The organism is Actinoplanes sp. NPDC049599 (genome assembly GCF_044465625.1).
GTDB lineage: Bacteria > Actinomycetota > Actinomycetes > Mycobacteriales > Micromonosporaceae > Actinoplanes.
In genome coordinates this window covers 24,533-41,665 of the sequence record NZ_JBITLX010000017.1, presented here as the reverse complement: position 1 = coordinate 41,665, position 17,133 = coordinate 24,533, and the positions used below count along the sequence as shown (strand labels likewise).

The following is a 17,133-nucleotide window of genomic DNA, read 5'->3' as shown; positions in this document are numbered from 1 at the left end:
CACCAGCGGGGGTGCGCGGGTCACCGCAGGGCCCGCAGCGCGGTGCGGATCCGTTTGAGCAGCACCTCATCGGTGCCGGGATGGACGTGACCGGTGTCCGCGGCGATCTCCTTCGGGAGCTTCGCCCCCGGCTTGCGCCGGGCCAGCCGTGGTGGCCGGTAACCCGGGCCGGAAGCCAGGGCCGGGTCGGTCTCCCCGGCCGGCTCGGGCGGATCACCCGAGGTCGGTGCCGGTCGCGGTCCGGTGCGGATGGGTACGGTCGGACCCTCCCCGGGCGACCGGACCGGCCGGTGCACGTCCACCGCGGTGCCCCTGGCGCGCGGCAGCCGGACAAAATCGGGGTTGTCGTTGTCGCGCGCACGCGGCTCGGGCGCCTCGATCAGGCCGAGCGCCGCCAGCCGGCGCAGCTCCTGGATCGTCGCGTAGCCGGCCCGGCCGAGCAGCTGGGCCAGGTCCGCCGGGGTCCGCTGGCCGTCGGCGTGCACCAGCAGCTCCCACTGCGCCGCGGTGAGCGTGACCCGTTCGACCGGCGGGCGCGGCACCGGGATGACCGGCGCGGTGTCCAGTTGCGGGTGCGGGTAGATCTCGTCCAGCAGCCGGGTGCGGCGGCGGGCCTCGCGGGTGACCGCCGCCGGGTCCACCCGCACGACCTGGCCCAGCCAGTGGATGGCGCCGTCCAGGAAGTCGACCGGCGCCGCGGCGGGGGAGAGGGCGAAGTAGGCGGCGTCGTAGGTCGCGCCCAGCACGCACAGCTCCAGCTCGCCCTGGGTGAGGTGCCCCTGCTCGAGCAGGATCTGGCCCACCCGGGCGCGGGAGGTGCCGGCGTCCAGCGCGGCCTGCCAGGTGCGGGCGGCCAGCCGGCCGGAGGCGGTCAGCAGCTCGCCGACGCCCGGCGCGGCCGCCGACTCCGCGTAGGACACCTGTCCCTCGATGAGATAGACCGTGCCGCCGGGCTGGCCGCCGACGACCATCGCGCCGGTCTGCCGCTCGCCCGCCGCCTGCGTGAGCAGACGTCCGGGTGCCGCGGTCCTCGAGGGTTTCACCGCCACTCCTTCCTGCCGGATCGGTTCGGGTCATCAGGAGGCCACGAGCTCGTCGGCCAGGGTCTGCATGCGGCGCCGGGCCACGGCGAGGTTGCCGCGGACGCGGTCCAGCCAGACGTAGAGCACCAGCCGGCTGTCGAAATCGGTCTGGACCAGCCGGAGCAGGTGGTAGCCCCCCGCGGTCGTGATGATCAGGTCCTCGAGCAGGTCGTGCGGTACCGCGGAGACGAACAGCGATCTGCTCTGTGCGGCCTGCACGACGTCCGCCGTGCCCGCCGCCGCCGCGTCGTGGTCCTCGTTGGGTGCGGCCCCGGTCGTCGCGACCGGGAAGCCGGTGGTGTAGTCGACGATGCTCGCGCCGATCGCGCCAGGTATCGCCATGGCCTCCTGCAGACAGTTCTCAACCCCGGGCACATCTCTCCTCAGCCGAGTGATGTTCCCGCCGTTCGCCGTGCCCGGCCGCTGGCGGGACTGCCGGGCATCGGTGCCACGGCCGGCCGGGGTGGTGCTGGTCGCGGCGGGCCCGGATTCAGCCGTACGCGCCGTCACAATGGGCCATCCTGCGGCCACGCTGCGATCTCCGGTCGCACCCGGTGTGCGTCATCGCCTTCGATGCTCATCTCGGTGTGGAGGTGCGGGACCGGGCCCGCCGGGCGGCCCGGGGCCGGTGCGGCGCCGGCCGGGAGAAGAGCCGTTTGGCGGTCTCGGTGCCGAGCGCGCCGAGCTCGATCTGCGCGACCGTGCCGAACCAGTGCCGCTCGCCCGGCACGAAGCGCATCGGCGTGGCGTCGCTCATCTGGAGCAGCGCGTGGGTGGCGGCGGTGATCGCGGCGACCACCCGGCAGGCCAGTTCGTGGTGACCCAGGTGGCCGTCGTGCACCAGGGCCCGGCCGACCGTCCCGGTGGCGCGCCCGGCCGCGTACGCCGACTGCCACGCCGCGGCGGACACCCGCCCGCAGGCGACCAGCCGCTCGCCGATGCCCGGGCACGCCGCCGACTCGGCGTGCGTGATCCGCCCGGCGACCAGATAGATCACCCCGGCGGCGCGGTCGTCGTCGAGGTGCAGGGCACCGGTGCGCCCGGACTCGGCGAGATTGGTCAGCAGGCGGCGCAGTGCGTTCACGGACTACTCCTCGGCGGAACGGGCATCGGCCTTTCAGGGGAGTGTCGGTCGCCGTTCCGGGGGAGGTCGCACGCACGGTGCGTTGTTTCCGTCGTGGTCCCGCCGTCGAGTGCGCGTAACATGATCGCCACTTTCGATGGCGTCACGTGGAGGTGTGCCGATGCCCAGTCAGTGGGAGCAGGTCGTTGTCGATGCGGAGGATCCGGCACGGCTGGCCCGCTGGTGGGCGGAAGCCCTCGGTTACCGGATCGTGCACGAGGAGCCCGACGAGGTGGAGATCCGGCGCGACCAGCACACCCTGCCCGGCCTGCTGTTCACCCCGGTGCCGGACCCGAAGCGGGTGAAGAACCGGCTGCACATCGACCTGCGCCCGGACGACCAGGAGGCCGAGGTCGAGCGGCTGGTGGACATGGGCGCCCGCCCGGTCGACATCGGTCAGCACGACGTGACCTGGGTGGTGCTGGCCGACCCGGAGGGCAACGAGTTCTGCGTGCTGTCCTCGCGGAAGCCGCCGGGTCAGTAGGTGAACTGACCGATCAGCCCCTGGATCTCGCCGGCCGCGGCGCTGACCCGCTCGGCCGAGCGCCGGGTCGTGTTGGCGCCGTCGGCGGTGGCCCCGGTGGAGGCGGTGATGTTCGTGACCGTGCCGCTGATCTCGGTGGCCGCCGCGGAGACCTCGCTGACGTTGCGGGCCATCAGCTCGGTGGTCGCCGACTGCTCCTCGACCGCCGCGGCGATGGTCCGCTGGCCGTCGTCGATCCGGGCGATGACGGCGGTGATGCTGCCGATGGCCGTGGCCGTCCGCGTGGTCATGTCCTGGATCGCGGCGATCCGGCCGGTGATGTCGCTGGTCGCCTGCGCGGTCTCCTGGGCCAGGTCCTTGACCTCGGAGGCGACCACGGCGAAGCCCTTGCCCATGTCGCCGGCCCGGGCGGCCTCGATGGTCGCGTTCAGCGCCAGCAGGTTGGTCTGCTCGGCGATCGCGGTGATCAGCCGGACGATGTCGCCGATCTCCCGGCTGGCCTCGCTGAGCGTGCCGACCAGGGCGCTCGTGGTGGCGGCGTTCTCGGTGGCCGTGGCCGTGGTGGTGGCGGCGTCCGCGGTCTGCTGGGCGATCTCCCGGATGGAGGCGGAGAGCTCGCCGGTCGCGGTCATCATGTCGGTGACCGAGTGCGACACCTGCTGCGCCGCGCTGTCCGCGTGCCTTGCCTGGCCCGAGGTCTGCTCCGCCGACGCGTCCAGCTGACCGGCCAGGTCACGCAGGTCCCCGCTGGCCGAGCCGAGCGCGCCGACGCTGGTCGCGGTGGCCGCCACGGTGGACCGGATGGCGCCCATCGCCTCGTTCAGGGCCTGCGCCATCTCGCCCAGTTCGTCGGCGCGGACGACCTCGACCTCGACGGTCAGGTCCCGGCCGGCGGCCGCGCGCAGCGCGGCGACCATCTGCCGCAGCGGCCGGCGGACCGCCCGGACGGTGAAGATCGCGGCCGCGGCCGTGAGCAGGGCGCCGGTCAGGCCGGCGGCGAGGATCAACCACCCACTGGTACGGCCGGAGTCGTCACCCATCTCTGCTGCATCCTGCACTGCCTGGAGCATGGCGTCATCGATGGCGCCGAGCTCCTCCTCCAGCGTGCCGAAGCTCTCCAGGAACTCCGGCAGCCCCGCGACGGCCGCCTCGCGATCGGTCGCGGCCAGCGCCACCAGGCGTTCTGCCGACTCCCCGTAGCCGACCACGGCCGGGCGGACCCGGGCGTACTCGGCGGCGAGCGCGGGCGGCGCGGTGGTCGCCGCCACGTCGTACTTGGTCACCAGCGTCGTGGCGTGCTCGGCCACCTCGGCCACGCCGTAGGCCTCCCGCTGGGCCGGGGTGGTGGCGTACATCGCCGACATCACGTCGGCGCGCAGGCCGTCGTGCATCATGTCGGCGTTCCACTGGCTGCTCATGCCGTCGCTGATCGCCGCGATGTCGTCGGTGGCCTCGGCCTGGTTCGCCGACCCCCACCCCGCGACGGCGCCGACCAGGGCCACTGAGGCCACGCCGATGACCGCCATCAGGACCAGGCGAGCGACGATGGTGAACCGGGGACGGGTGTGCGAATCGGACTCCACACCAATCGCATCGGCAAGCGGGACGGACGCCTTAGGGTGGGGACATGACGGACGGCGATGCCCAGCGCTGGGTGCGCGAGCCCGCCAAGGACAGCGGCTACGGACGCACCCAGTACGAGCGCGACCGGGCCCGGGTCCTGCACTCGGCCGGCTTCCGGCGGCTCGCCGCCAAGACCCAGGTGCACACCGCCGGCTCCGACGACTTCCTGCGTACCCGGTTGACCCACTCGCTGGAGGTCGCCCAGATCTCCCGCGAGATGGGCACCCGGCTCGGGTGCGACCCGGACGTGGTGGACGTCGCCGGGCTGGCCCACGACATCGGGCACCCGCCGTTCGGCCACAACGGCGAGGCCGCGCTGGACGAGGCCGCCCGGTCCTGCGGCGGTTTCGAGGGCAACGCGCAGACCCTGCGGGTGCTCACCCGGCTGGAGGCCAAGGTCGACGGCGCTGGGCTCAACCTGACCCGGGCCTCCCTCGACGCCAGCTGCAAGTACCCCTGGCCGCGCGGCCCCGGCCGGCGCAAGTTCGGGGTCTACGCCGACGACCAGCCGGTCTTCGACTGGATCCGGCAGCCGGCCCCGGCCGGCGAACGCCGCTGCCTGGAGGCCCAGGTGATGGACTGGGCCGACGACGTGGCCTACTCGGTGCACGACGTCGAGGACGGGGTGCACGGCCGCTACCTGTCGCTCGCGCCGCTGCTGCACGACGCCGACGAGCGGGCCGCGCTCTGCGCCGACGTGGCCGCCACCTATTCGGACGAGACCGCCGAGACCCTGGGTGAGGCCCTGCGGCTGCTGCTGGCCGACGAGATCGTCACCGCGGTGGCCGACTACGACGGCGGCTACCGCTCCCAGGTCGCCCTCAAACGGATGACCAGCGTGCTGACCGGCCGCTTCGTCTCCTCGGCGGTCGGCGCGACGAACAGCCGGCACGGCACCACCCCGGTCCGCCGGTACGCGGTCGACCTCATCGTGCCGCGTACGGTGCGTAACCAGTGCGCGCTCCTCAAGGGCATGGCGCTGCGGTACGTGATGCGCGCCCGCGCCGCCGAGGAGTGGTACGAGCGCCAGCGCGCCATCCTGATCGACCTGGTCCGCGTGCTCTGCGAGCGCGCCCCGGACCACCTCGACCCGATGTTCGCCGAGCTGTGGAAGGCGGCCGACACCGACCCGGCCCGGCTGCGCGTGGTGATCGACCAGGTCGCGTCGCTGACCGACCCGGCGGCGGTCGCCTGGCACCGGACCCTCATGGCAGCCGGTCGGTGAGGCGAGGCAGTATGTAGCCGTGGCGGGCAGGGTCAAGGACGAGGACATCGCGCTGGTCCGCGACCGGACCTCGATCGCGGACATCATCAACGAGACCGTGACGTTGCGCTCGGCGGGCGGCGGCAACCTCAAGGGCCTGTGCCCGTTCCACGACGAGAAGACCCCCTCGTTCACCGTGTCGCCTGCCCGAAATGTCTATTTCTGCCACGGTTGCGGCGCCGGTGGCGACGCCATCAAGTTCCTCATGGACGCCGAGCACCTGACCTTCATCGAGTCCGTCGAGCGGCTCGCCGGCCGGGCCGGCATCCAGCTGCGGTACGACGAGTCCGGCTTCAAGAACGACGGCCCCCGCCAGCAGCCCGGGCAGAAGCAGCGCCTGATCGCCGCGCACCTGGCCGCCGCCGAGTTCTACCAGGAGCAGCTGACCACGCCCGGCGCCCGCAAGGCCCGCGAGTTCCTCGCCCAGCGCGGCTTCGGCCGGGACGCCGCCGAGCGGTACGCCTGCGGTTTCGCCCCGGACGGCTGGGACCTGCTCACCAAGCACCTGCGGCAGCGCGGCTTCACCGCCGAGGAGCTGACCGCCGGCGGCCTGGCCAAGCCGGCCCGCTCCGGCTCGCTCATCGACCGGTTCCGACGCCGCCTGCTCTGGCCGATCCGGGACCTGACCGGCGACGTGATCGGCTTCGGCGCGCGCAAGCTGTTCGACGACGACGACGGCCCGAAGTATCTGAACACCCCCGAGTCGCCGCTCTACAAGAAGTCGCACGTGCTCTACGGCATCGACCACGCCAAGCGGGAGATGGCCAAGCAGGGCCGGGCGGTCATCGTCGAGGGTTACACCGACGTGATGGCCTGCCACGAGGCCGGCGAGCCGACCGCCGTGGCGACCTGCGGCACCTCGTTCGGCATCGACCACATCGGGGTGCTGCGCCGGCTGCTGATGGACAGCGACAGCTTCACCGGCGAGATCATCTACACCTTCGACGGGGACGCGGCCGGGCAGAAGGCCGCGCTGCGCGCGTTCGAGGAGGACCAGCGCTTCGTCGGGCGCACCTTCATCGCGGTCAGCCCGGACAACATGGACCCCTGCGAGCTGCGGCTGGCCCGCGGTGACCTGGCGGTCCGCGACATGATCGCGAGCCGGGAGCCGCTGGTCGACTTCGCGCTGCGGCAGACCCTGTCCCGCTTCGATCTGGACACCGTGGAGGGCCGGGTCGAGGCGATGCGCCGGGCCGCGCCGCTGGTGGCCAAGATCAAAGACCGGGAGAAGCGCCCCGAGTACGCCCGCAAGCTCGCCGGCGACCTCGGCATGGACCTGGAACCGGTGCAGCGGGCGGTGGCCGCCGCCTCGTCGCCGGAGCAGTCCGGCGCGCCGGCCCCGCGCCGCCCCGCGGACAGCCCGCAGCGCCTGGTGGAACGCGAGGCGCTGAAGCTGGCCCTGCAGTATCCGGTGCTGGCCGGCCCGATGTTCGACGCGCTCGGCCCGGAGTGTTACGGCGACGCGGTCTTCCAGGGCATCCGCAAGGCGATCGCGACCGCCGGCGGCACCGCGACGGCCACCGGCGGCGCCGGCTGGATCGAATCGGTCCGCGACGCCTGCGACGACCTGGGCGGCAAGGCCCTGGTCGGCGAGCTGGCGGTGGTGCCGCTGCACGTGGACGGCGAGGCCGATCTCCGGTACGTCCAGGTGACGCTGGCCCGGCTCCAGGTCGGCGCGGTCACCACCCGGATCAAGGAGCTGAAGTCCAAGGTGCAGCGGATCAACCCGGTTGCCCACAAGGACGAGTACCTGGCCCTGGCCGGGGAACTCTTCTCGCTCGAACAGCACGCGCGCGCGTTGCGCGACCAAGCGGCAGGTGGATTGTGAGTCTCTTCCGTCGGCGTCCCAAGCTTCCCGCCGCGCTGCGGCCGGCCTTCGAGCCGGAGGAGCGCATTCTGGCGTGGGCCTTCGCCGGCGAGCCGGGTGATCAGGTGCTGATCGCCACCAACCGGGGGCTGTGGCTGCCCGGCGGCGAGCGGCTGGGCTGGCACGAGATCCACAAGGTGGCCTGGTCCGGCCGCGAGCTGCTGGTCACGCCGGCCGAGACGGCGCAGGAGCGGGAGGGCTACACGGTGCAGATCGACGCGCCGGTGCGCGGCTTCCTGCTGCTCGAGCCGGGGGAGCTGCCCGACCAGGTGCGCACCCGGGTGACCCGCTCGGTCGCGTACACCTCGCACCATCCGCTGCCGCCCAACGGCGGGGTCCGGGTGGTCGGCCGCCGGGTGAGCGGGGTGGACGGCCTGACCTGGGCGGTCCGGTACGACGCCAAGACGGCCGTGGACGCCGAGCCGATCGTCGAGGTCACCGACCAGTTGGTCGCCTCGGCGCGGGAGGCGACCACCCCGCCGGCCTGATAAACCGGCGGTTTTTGTCGGACCCTCTCACTAGGGTCCGTCGGGTGACTCTCATTCACGCCCGCGGGCTGGTCAAGCGGTTCGGTGACTTCACGGCCGTCGACGGCATCAACGTCGACGTGGAGCGCGGCGAGGCGTTCGGCTTCCTCGGCCCCAACGGCGCGGGCAAGAGCTCCACCATGCGCATGATCGGCTGTGTCTCCCCGCCCACCGACGGCGTGCTGCGCATCCTCGACCTGGATCCGCGGCGTGACGGCCCGGCGATCCGCGCCCGGCTGGGCGTCTGCCCCCAGCTCGACAATCTCGACCTCGAGCTGACCGTGCGGGAAAACCTCACCACCTACGCGAGGTTCTTCGGCATCCCGCGCCGGGTCGCCCGGGAGCGCGCCGCCGAGCTGCTCGACTTCGTCCAGCTCACCGAGCGTGCCGACAGCAAGGTCGAGCCGCTCTCCGGCGGCATGAGACGCCGGCTGACGATCGCCCGGGCGCTGGTCAACGAGCCCGAGATCGTGCTGCTCGACGAGCCCACCACGGGCCTCGACCCGCAGGCCCGGCACCTGGTCTGGGAGCGGCTGTTCCGGCTCAAGCAGCAGGGCGTGACGCTGGTCCTGACCACGCATTACATGGACGAGGCGGAGCAGCTCTGCGACCGCCTGGTGGTGATGGACGGCGGCCGGATCGCCGCCGAGGGCTCACCCCGCGCGCTGATCGAGCGCTATTCCACCCGCGAGGTGGTCGAGCTGCGGTTCCAGGCGGAGTCCCAGGAGGTCTTCGCCGACAAGCTGGCCGGGGTGGGGGAGCGGCTGGAGGTGCTGCCCGACCGCATCCTGCTCTACGTGGCCGACGGCGACGAGGCGGTGGCCGAGGTGCAGCGCCGAGCGCTGAGCCCGGCCAGCGTGCTGGTCCGCCGCAGCAGCCTGGAGGACGTCTTCCTGCACCTGACGGGCCGGACCCTTGTCGACTGAGGCTGCCGCGCGCTCACTCCGCGGCGGCGGGCGCCACGGTCGCGCCGCGCGAGTGCAGCAGCGCGCGCAGCTCGGCGTGCTGCTGCTCGCTCAGCCCGCCGGTCGGCACCGAGACGATGCGCCGGCCGAGCTGCACCGCCATGCGCCGGTGCGGCGTCGAGGCGAAGCGCGGGCCGACGAAGACGGCGAACTGGCCCGGCCACTCCTCGACCGCCGCGACCTCCGACCAGGCGTAGAAGTGCTCCTGGAAGCCGGCCGCGATGCCGATGCCCCGCTCGTCGAGGCGGTAACCGGTCACCAGCCCGATGGTGGCCGCGTTGTTCCGCACCCCCCGCTCGGCCATCTGACCGGGCACCCGCAGCGCGAAGACCACCGCCATCACCAGGTAGAGGGCCGCCAGCCCGTAACTGTGGAAGCCGGCGGCGGCGATCAGCGCGGCCACGATGAAGAACGCGCCGAGGCAGACAGCGTAGGTGCGGGCGGAGCGCCGGGCGGCGGCGCGGAAGAGCGACGCATCCGGCTGCGCCTGAAAAGTGAACGGCATATCGACCCCCATGATCGAGCAGGATTCTAGATGACGCGCTACGTGCTGGAATACCACCTGGTCGCCTACCGGCGGGTGTGGCGCGGCAGCGTGCTGTCGTCGTTCGTGCTGCCGCTGCTCACGATGGTCGGCTTCGGCCTGGGCGTCGGCGCCTACGTCACCGGCGGCGTCGCGGGCGTGCCCTATCTGGACTGGATGGTGCCGGGCCTGATCGCCTCCACCGCCATCCAGGTCGCGATCGGCGACTCGACCTGGCCGGTGCTGGGCGGCTTCGAGTGGCGGCGGCTCTACTACGGCCAGGCGGCCGCGCCGCTGAGCGTCGCCGACATCCTCGACGGGCATCTGGCGTTCGTGGTGTTCCGCACGCTGACCAGCTGCGGGGCGTTCCTGCTCATCGCCACGGCGTTCGGCACGATGCACTCCTGGTGGGCGCTGACGATCCCGGTGATCGTGGCGCTGCTCGGCCTGGCGGTGGCGACGCCGACCTTCGCCTACTCGTCGGCCATCCGCAGCGACAGCTACCTGGCGGTGCTGTTCCGGCTCGGGGTGATCCCGATGTCGCTGTTCTCCGGGGTGTTCTTCCCGGTCGAGTCGCTGCCGGGGGCGCTGCGCTGGATCGCGTACGTGCTGCCGCTGTGGCACGGCGTCGACCTGAGCCGGGCCGCCACGCTGGGTGTCGCGCCGGCCTGGTCGCCGGTCGGGCACGTGCTCTACCTGTCCCTGTGGGCGGGCGTCGGCTGGCTCCTGGCATATCGGCAGTTCAGCCGCCGGCTCGTGGTGTGAGAGGGCTTCTGACATGGTGACTCTGGTCCTGCCGCGGCTGATCTCGTTCGAGGGCGCCGGCCGGCGTTCGGCGTCCGTGGTCGAGCGCAACGTGGCGTCGCTGCAGACGTCGTACTGGCTGGTGATGGCCTCGGGCTTCCTCGAGCCGATCCTCTACCTGTTCTCCATCGGCGTCGGGGTGGGCGCGCTGGTCGGTGACCTGACGCTGCCCGACGGCCGGGTCATCGGGTATGCGGCGTTCGTCGCCCCGGCGATGCTGGCGTCGTCGGCGATGACCGGCGCGCTGTCGGAGACGACCTTCAACTTCTTCGGCAAGATGAAGTTCATGAAGCTGTACGACGGGATGCTGGCCACCCCGCTACGGCCGATCGAGATCGCGCTGGGCGAGCTGGCCTGGGCGATGATCCGCGGCAACATCTACGCGGCCGCGTTCCTGGTGGTGATGGTCGCGATGGGGCTGACCACGGCCGGGCCGGCGGTGGGCGCGTTCGCGGCGGCGATCCTGGTGGGCTTCGCGTTCGGCGGGGCGGGGATGGCGCTGTCCACGTTCATGCGCAGCTGGCAGGATTTTGACCTGATGGCGTCGGCCCAGTTCGCGCTGTTCCTGTTCTCCGGCACGTTCGTGCCCGCCCAGGCCTATCCGGCGGCGCTGCGCTGGGTGGTCGAGGTGACACCGCTGTACCGCTCGGTCGACCTGATCCGGGCGATCACGACCGGCTCGGTGGGCTGGCTCCAGGCGCTGGACGTGCTCTACCTGCTCGCGCTGTTCGCGCTCGGCCTGACCGTGGCCGGCCGCCGGATGGGCAAACTCCTGTGCAAATAGCTGAAAGGTGGCTGAGATCGGGTGATTAGCCGGCCGGGACAGCGGGCACCACCCCTGACGAGGTCGTCTTCCGGACGCGGTGTGTCTCCGGGGCACGAGGGCGGAAGCCGACCGGTCGGACAACGCGTAGCGCCCGGAGGGCCCCGTCATGAAGCTGCACAAGGATCACGACACGAAGGCCGAGGCCGACGAGAAGTCCCGCCACGACGTGGCCACCACCAAGACGAGCGAGGACAAGAACGCCGACCTGTCGGCGCCCAGCCCCGACGCGGGTCCCGACAATCCGGCCAAGCTCAAGGGCAAGGGCGTTCTCGCCGCCCTCAAGCGCACGCTGAAGCAGTTCTCCGAGGACAACGTCACCGACTGGGCCGCCGCGCTCACCTACTACGGCGTCCTGTCGATCTTCCCCGGCGTGCTGGTGCTCGTGTCGATCCTCGGCATGCTCAGCGACGACGGCCAGCAGACGGTGCAGGACACGGTCGGCGAGATCGCGCCGAACCAGATCCAGAACCTGCTCGACCAGGTCCTCACCCAGGTCTCCGACCCGGGCACGGCCGGCTTCGCGGCGATCCTCGGTCTCGCGACGGCCTTCTGGTCGGCGTCGGGCTACATCGGCGCCTTCATGCGCGCCTCGAACGCGATCTACGACGTCCCCGAGGGCCGCCCGATCTGGAAGACCCTGCCGATCCGCCTCGGCGTGACCGCGGTCGTCGGCCTCATGCTGATCCTCTCGGCCGTCATCGTGGTCTTCACCGGCGACCTGGCCCAGGCGGTCGGCGACACCATCGGTCTGGGCTCGGCGGCCGTGACGACCTGGAACATCGCCAAGTGGCCGGTCCTGATCATCCTGGTCAGCCTGATGTTCGCGATCCTCTACTGGGCCTCCCCGAACGCCAAGACGGGCGGCTTCCGCTGGGTCAGCCCGGGCGGCATCTTCGCGGTCGTGGTCTGGCTGATCGCCTCCGGCGCCTTCGCGCTCTACCTGGCCAGCTTCGCCGACTACAACAAGACCTACGGCACCCTGGGCGGCGTCATCGCCTTCCTGGTCTGGCTCTGGATCTCGAACATCGCCATCCTCCTCGGCGCCGAACTGGACGCGGAACTGGAACGAGGCCGCGCCATCGCCGCCGGCCACCCGGCCGACGACGAACCCTTCCTGCAGCTGCGCGACGACCGCAAGCTGAAGAAGGGCAGCGAAAAAGGCCTGAGCACCAACTGACAGAACGCCCCACCACCGACGGCCGCGCCCCCACCGGGGTCCGCGGCCGTCCGGCATTTCCGGCTCCGACGCAGGCCCGACCCGCCAAGTCCACGACAGGAACCCGACGGCCAGGGGGTTGCCGCCGGCCCGGTCCACGACCGCGGCCAGGGCGGCGCGGCGCTCGGCTCGCATGCCCGACGGACGGACGGACGGCCGGACAGGCCAGGCGCAGGGGCCGGGTCGTCCGCCGAGCGACGACCTGGACCGTTTGCCGAGGAAGGCCGGTCGGCCGCGGAGCATCGTGCCGCCGCTCGCGGACCAGCGCGCCGAACCGTTGCCGGGCTGTTTGCTCAGCGGTCGACCGGCCGCGTGCCGAGCCGCATGCCGGTCGGTGTGCCGGACCACATGCCGGATCGTGTGCTCGGACCGTCGGCTGAGCGGTCTGCCGGGCCACTGCCGTGCGCCGACGGCCGTAACTCCGGAATCGGGACCACCGTCCGGACAGCGGCCGCTCTCAGCCCCCTGCAAGGAGAGCGGACCGCGCTCAACACGAGGGCCCGTCGCCCATACCGAGGTAGGAGGCCAACGTCAACACTTGGGTGATCATTTGACCACCCGCTGCGGTGACTTTTGAATCAGGCGACAAAAGTTTGTGGGGATCATCGAGAAGGTATGGACTAGCGCGGCGGAAGGGCCCTAGTGTGACGGGCGTGACACCGTCCCGTTTCGGCGGTGTGAACGGCCGGAGGTGCCCGTGCATGTCGTTGATGCTCCCCACTTGCGCCTGTTGCGTTTGCTGCGGGACGAGGGTCCGATCTCTCGGGCCGAGCTGGGTGATCGGCTTGATCTGACCCGTCCCCGTCTGCTCGCCGAGGTGGAACGGCTGGTTGCGGCCGGCTACATCGCCGAGGCCGGGATGGCCGCCTCGCGGGGTGGGCGGCGTTCCACTTTGGTGGAGTTGCAGCCGCGGTTGCGCTTCGCTGCCGTTGATCTCGGCGCCAGTTCGATCGACGTCGAGGTGACCAACGGGCGGCTCGAGCCCGTCGCGGCCTACCGGGAGAGCGCCGACATCCGGTCCGGGCCGAAGGTGATTCTGCACCGGGTCAACGAGTTGCTCGCCAAGGCGCGCACCGACGGCGCGTTCGATCGGCTTGATGCCGTCGGCATCGGGGTGCCCGGGCCGGTGAGCTTCCGCGACGGCGTGCCCGTCTCGCCGCCGATCATGCCGGGTTGGGACCGTTATCCGGTACGCGAGCTGCTGGCCCGCGAGCACGGTTGCCCGGCCGTGGTGGACAACGACGTCAACATCATGGCGATCGGGGAGCGGCACGGCGGGGTCGCGCACTCCGTCGACGACTTCCTCTTCGTCAAGATCGGTACGGGCATCGGCTGCGGCATCCACCTCGGCGGCGGGGTCTACCGCGGGGTGGACGGCTGCGCGGGCGACATCGGCCACATCCAGGTCGACGCGCACGGTCCGGTGTGCTCGTGCGGCAACACCGGCTGCCTCGAGGCGCTGTTCAGCGGCGCCGCGCTGGCCCGGGACGCGCTCGCCGCGGCCCGCAGCGGCGAGTCCCCGGCGCTCGCGGAACGGCTGATGGCCAACGGCGAGGTCGGCGCCCGGGACGTCGTCGACGGCGCCGCGGAGGGCGACGTCACCTGCATCCGGCTGATCCGCGACGGCGGCCGCCGGGTCGGCGCGACGCTGGCCACGCTGGTGAGCTTCGCGAACCCGTCGATGATCGTCATCGGGGGCGGGCTCGCCCAGCTCGGCCACATCCTGCTCGCCGAGATCCGCAGCGTGGTCTACCGCCGCTCCCTGCCGCTGGCCACCGGCAATCTCCCGGTGGTGCTCAGCGAGCTCGGCGCCCGCGCCGGAGTGAGCGGCGCGGCGGTCCTGGCCAGCGACACGGCCTTCGAGCAGGCATCATGACCGCCCCCGACCCGGCCCGCGACGACCGCCCGGCCGCACACGCGGCCGGCGACCGCCCCACCGGCGGCCCGGCCGCACACGCGGCCGGCGACCGCCCCGCCGACGGCCCGGCCGCACACGCGGCCGGCGACCGCCCCGCCGACGGCCCGGCCGCAGACCCGGCCGGCGCCGACCGCCCGGCCGCACACGCGGCCGCCGACGACCGCGCCGACGACCGCCCGGCCGGCGCCGGCAGCGGCACCACCAACCCCGCCCCGGCACCGCCCGCGACCACCGTGCCCCGCCCCCGCGACGGCAACGCCGAGGACGCCACCAGCGGCACCCCGCACCGGGAAGGCATCGGCGACGTCGTGCTCCGCCTGGAGAACGTCGTCAAGACCTTCCCCGGCGTACGCGCCCTCGACGGCGTCCAACTCGAAGTCCGCGCCGGCGAGGTGCACTGCCTGCTCGGCCAGAACGGCGCCGGCAAGTCCACTCTCATCAAGGTGCTCGCCGGCGTGCACCACGCCGACGAGGGCAGCATCTCCTGGCTCGGCGAACCCTTCGCCCCGGCCAGCCCGCAGGCCGCCATGCGCGCCGGTATCGCCACCATCTACCAGGAGCTCGACCTCGTCGACGATCTCTCCGTCGCCGAGAACGCGTTCCTCGGCCACGAGGAGAGCCGCGGCGGGTTCCTGCGGCGACGCTCCACCGCGTACCGGACCAAGCAGATCCTGGCCCGGCTCGGGCACGAGCACATCTCCCCGCGCCGCCTGGTCCGGTCCCTGCCCGCGGCCGGTAAGCAGATCGTCAGCATGGCCCGTGCGCTCTCGCACGACGCCCGGCTGATCGTCATGGACGAGCCCAGCGCCGTGCTCGCCCACGACGAGGTCGAGAACCTGTTCCGGATCATCCGCGAGCTGACCTCGCACGGCATCGCGGTCATCTACATCTCGCACCGGCTCGAGGAGATCCGCGACATCGGCGACCGGGTCACCGTGCTCAAGGACGGCCGGACCACCGCGGCGAACCTGCCCGCGCGCAGCACCCCGACCAACGAGCTGGTCAGCCGGATGACCGGGCGGACCATCGAGTACGTCTTCCCGCCGCGTGAGGTCAAGACCGGCACCACCCCGCTGCTCGAGGTCGACGGGCTCAGCCGGGAGGGTGAGTTCTCCGGCGCCTCGCTGAGCGTCAAGGCCGGCGAGATCGTCGGCATCGCCGGGCTGGTCGGCTCGGGGCGCTCGGAACTGCTGGAGACGATCTTCGGGGCGCGCCGGGCGGACAGCGGCACCGTCACCCTGAACGGCAAGCGGATCAGCTCGATCCGGGGCGCGGTCCGGGCCGGTATGGGGATGGCGCCGGAGGAGCGCAAGAGCCAGGCGCTGCTGCTGGACGAGCCGATCTACCGGAACATGACGCTGGCGAGCTTCTCCGGTTACGCGCGTGCCGGGTTCACCGACGCCGGCAAGGAGCGGACGGCCGCCGCGGAGACCGCCGCCGCGCTGGAACTGCGCCCGCGCGACGTGAGCCGTCCGGTCCGCACCCTGTCCGGTGGCAACCAGCAGAAGGTCGTGGTCGGCCGGTGGCTGCTGGAGGGCACCAAGCTGCTGCTGCTCGACGAGCCCACCCGGGGCGTGGACGTCGGCGCCCGGGCCGAGCTGTACCAGGTCATCCACGACCTCGCGGCCCGTGGCGTGGGGGTGCTGCTGGTCTCCAGCGAGGTTCCCGAGGTGCTCGGTCTGGCCGACCGGGTGCTGGTCATGCGCGAGGGGCACCTGATCCACGAGGCAGCCGCGAGCGAGATCGACGAAGCCACTGTTCTTGATCTCGTCATGGCGGGATCTCTGATGGAAGGGGAGCCGGCATGACGGATCAGAGCACCAAGGCGAGCCTGCCGGCGCAGAGCCCGCCGGTCGAGCCGTCGCCCCCGGGCAGGCGCCGGTCGCCGGCCGACTGGCTCAGGGGGGACAGCGCTGAGCCGCTGCGCCGCAATCTCGGCCTGATCGGCGTGCTGGTCTTCCTGGTGATCATCGGCGCCGTCACCCGGCCCGAGCTCTACGGCGACGCCACCTGGGTCAAGAACAACACCTTCACGATCCTGCAGCAGGCGTCCGCGATCGGCGTGGTCACCGTCGGCATGACCTTCGTGATCATCGGAGGCGGCATCGACCTGTCGGTCGGCGCGATCATCGCGGTGGCCGGCGTCTGGTCGACGACGCTGGCGACGCAGAGCTACGGCACCGCCGGCATGATCTTCACGGCCATCGTGGTCGGCGTCGTGGTCGGGCTCATCAACGGCGTGCTGATCTCGTACGGGCGGCTGGTGCCGTTCATCGCGACCCTGGCCATGATGGTCGCGGCCCGCGGCGTGGCGGCGCAGATCTCCGGCAAGCAGACCCAGGTGTCGGCGGACACCACGATCAACTCCATCGCCAGCACCCGGTGGCTCGGCATCCCGGTGCTGGTCTACATCCTGGCGCTGGTGGTGGCGGCGGGCTGGGTGCTGCTCAACCGCACCACGTTCGGCCGTCGCACGGTGGCGGTCGGCGGCAACCCGGAGGCCGCCCGGCTGGCCGGTATCAACGTCAAATTCCACACCGTTCTGCTGTACGCGTTGTCCGGCCTCTGCTGCGGCATCGCGGCGATCATGCTGACGTCCCAGGCGACCAGCGCCCAGGCCGCCATGGCGAACCTGTACGAACTGGACGCGATCGCCGCGGCGATCATCGGTGGCACGCTGCTCAGCGGCGGCCGCGGCACCATCATCGGCGCGCTGTTCGGCGTGCTGGTGTTCTCCACCATCACCAACCTCTTCGCGATCAACAACCTTTCCACCGAGGCCCAGAACATGGTCAAGGGCGGCATCATCGTCGCGGCTGTACTGGTCCAGCAGTTCCGCTTCAAGTCCCTCACCCACCTCCTGGGTCGTTCCTCGAGCTGACCAACCCCCACACACCCCACGGCGACCGGT

General features: G+C 72.0%; 16 protein-coding genes. 11 read left to right on the top strand and 5 right to left on the bottom strand.

The annotated features are described in order from the left end of the window. Positions 1 to 20: 20 nt before the first annotated feature. From ACIBQZ_RS26805 to ACIBQZ_RS26795, 3 genes are all read right to left on the bottom strand, one after another. The gene (locus ACIBQZ_RS26805; RefSeq protein ID WP_396091544.1) at positions 21 to 1,043 is read right to left on the bottom strand and encodes a DUF4388 domain-containing protein; all 1,023 of its coding nucleotides are present in this window, start codon (positions 1,041 to 1,043) and stop codon (positions 21 to 23) included. A gap of 33 nt (positions 1,044 to 1,076) precedes the next feature. Then, positions 1,077 to 1,424, bottom strand: coding sequence for a hypothetical protein (locus tag ACIBQZ_RS26800; protein ID WP_396091543.1), 348 nt, complete (start codon positions 1,422 to 1,424; stop codon positions 1,077 to 1,079). Between the two features lie 235 nt (positions 1,425 to 1,659). After that, the gene (locus ACIBQZ_RS26795) at positions 1,660 to 2,166 is read right to left on the bottom strand and encodes a DUF4388 domain-containing protein (protein WP_396091542.1); all 507 of its coding nucleotides are present in this window, start codon (positions 2,164 to 2,166) and stop codon (positions 1,660 to 1,662) included. 160 nt (positions 2,167 to 2,326) lie between these two features. Here ACIBQZ_RS26795 and ACIBQZ_RS26790 point away from each other — a divergent pair, with 160 nt between their 5' ends. Next, entirely contained in the window at positions 2,327 to 2,689 is a 363-nt protein-coding gene (locus ACIBQZ_RS26790; RefSeq protein ID WP_396091541.1) for a VOC family protein, read from the top strand. Here the strand turns inward: ACIBQZ_RS26790 and ACIBQZ_RS26785 are convergent. Then, positions 2,683 to 4,272, bottom strand: coding sequence for a methyl-accepting chemotaxis protein (locus tag ACIBQZ_RS26785; protein WP_396091540.1), 1,590 nt, complete (start codon positions 4,270 to 4,272; stop codon positions 2,683 to 2,685). The genes ACIBQZ_RS26790 and ACIBQZ_RS26785 overlap by 7 nt on opposite strands. A 44-nt stretch (positions 4,273 to 4,316) precedes the next feature. On the opposite strand from ACIBQZ_RS26785, the gene ACIBQZ_RS26780 reads away from it, so the two are divergent. The 4 genes from ACIBQZ_RS26780 to ACIBQZ_RS26765 are packed head-to-tail and all read left to right on the top strand — an operon-like array spanning position 4,317 to position 8,896. After that, a complete protein-coding gene (locus tag ACIBQZ_RS26780; protein ID WP_396091539.1) occupies positions 4,317 to 5,537 on the top strand; it encodes a deoxyguanosinetriphosphate triphosphohydrolase in 1,221 nt (406 codons plus the stop codon). A gap of 19 nt (positions 5,538 to 5,556) precedes the next feature. Next, entirely contained in the window at positions 5,557 to 7,404 is a 1,848-nt protein-coding gene (dnaG, locus tag ACIBQZ_RS26775) for a DNA primase (RefSeq protein ID WP_396091538.1), read from the top strand. Next, on the top strand, positions 7,401 to 7,931 hold the full coding sequence (locus tag ACIBQZ_RS26770; RefSeq protein WP_396091537.1) for a hypothetical protein: 531 nt from the start codon (positions 7,401 to 7,403) through the stop codon (positions 7,929 to 7,931). Before dnaG ends, ACIBQZ_RS26770 begins: the two co-directional genes overlap by 4 nt. Before the next feature lie 44 nt (positions 7,932 to 7,975). After that, on the top strand, positions 7,976 to 8,896 hold the full coding sequence (locus ACIBQZ_RS26765; RefSeq protein ID WP_396091536.1) for an ABC transporter ATP-binding protein: 921 nt from the start codon (positions 7,976 to 7,978) through the stop codon (positions 8,894 to 8,896). A gap of 13 nt (positions 8,897 to 8,909) precedes the next feature. Here ACIBQZ_RS26765 and ACIBQZ_RS26760 read toward each other — a convergent pair whose 3' ends face one another. Continuing rightward, a complete protein-coding gene (locus tag ACIBQZ_RS26760) occupies positions 8,910 to 9,440 on the bottom strand; it encodes a hypothetical protein (protein WP_396091535.1) in 531 nt (176 codons plus the stop codon). Positions 9,441 to 9,470: 30 nt separating this feature from the next. Here ACIBQZ_RS26760 and ACIBQZ_RS26755 point away from each other — a divergent pair, with 30 nt between their 5' ends. The 6 genes from ACIBQZ_RS26755 (at position 9,471) to ACIBQZ_RS26730 (ending at position 17,103) form a co-directional block, all read left to right on the top strand. Continuing rightward, positions 9,471 to 10,223 carry an ABC transporter permease gene (locus tag ACIBQZ_RS26755; protein WP_396091534.1) on the top strand — a complete coding sequence of 251 codons (753 nt, stop codon included), beginning with the start codon at positions 9,471 to 9,473 and terminating at the stop codon, positions 10,221 to 10,223. A 13-nt stretch (positions 10,224 to 10,236) separates the two neighbouring features. Then, a complete protein-coding gene (locus tag ACIBQZ_RS26750) occupies positions 10,237 to 11,046 on the top strand; it encodes an ABC transporter permease (protein ID WP_396091533.1) in 810 nt (269 codons plus the stop codon). Between the two features lie 148 nt (positions 11,047 to 11,194). Beyond that, positions 11,195 to 12,265: a YihY/virulence factor BrkB family protein gene (locus ACIBQZ_RS26745; protein WP_396091532.1), complete on the top strand. Its 1,071-nt coding sequence runs from the start codon at positions 11,195 to 11,197 to the stop codon at positions 12,263 to 12,265. 736 nt (positions 12,266 to 13,001) lie between these two features. Continuing rightward, positions 13,002 to 14,180, top strand: coding sequence for an ROK family protein (locus ACIBQZ_RS26740; protein ID WP_396091531.1), 1,179 nt, complete (start codon positions 13,002 to 13,004; stop codon positions 14,178 to 14,180). Further along, complete coding sequence (locus tag ACIBQZ_RS26735) at positions 14,177 to 16,030, top strand: ATP-binding cassette domain-containing protein (RefSeq protein WP_396091530.1); 1,854 nt, start codon at positions 14,177 to 14,179, stop codon at positions 16,028 to 16,030. The genes ACIBQZ_RS26740 and ACIBQZ_RS26735 overlap by 4 nt, the downstream gene beginning before the upstream one ends. After that, entirely contained in the window at positions 16,027 to 17,103 is a 1,077-nt protein-coding gene (locus tag ACIBQZ_RS26730) for an ABC transporter permease (protein WP_396091529.1), read from the top strand. The genes ACIBQZ_RS26735 and ACIBQZ_RS26730 overlap by 4 nt, the downstream gene beginning before the upstream one ends. Positions 17,104 to 17,133: the final 30 nt, after the last annotated feature.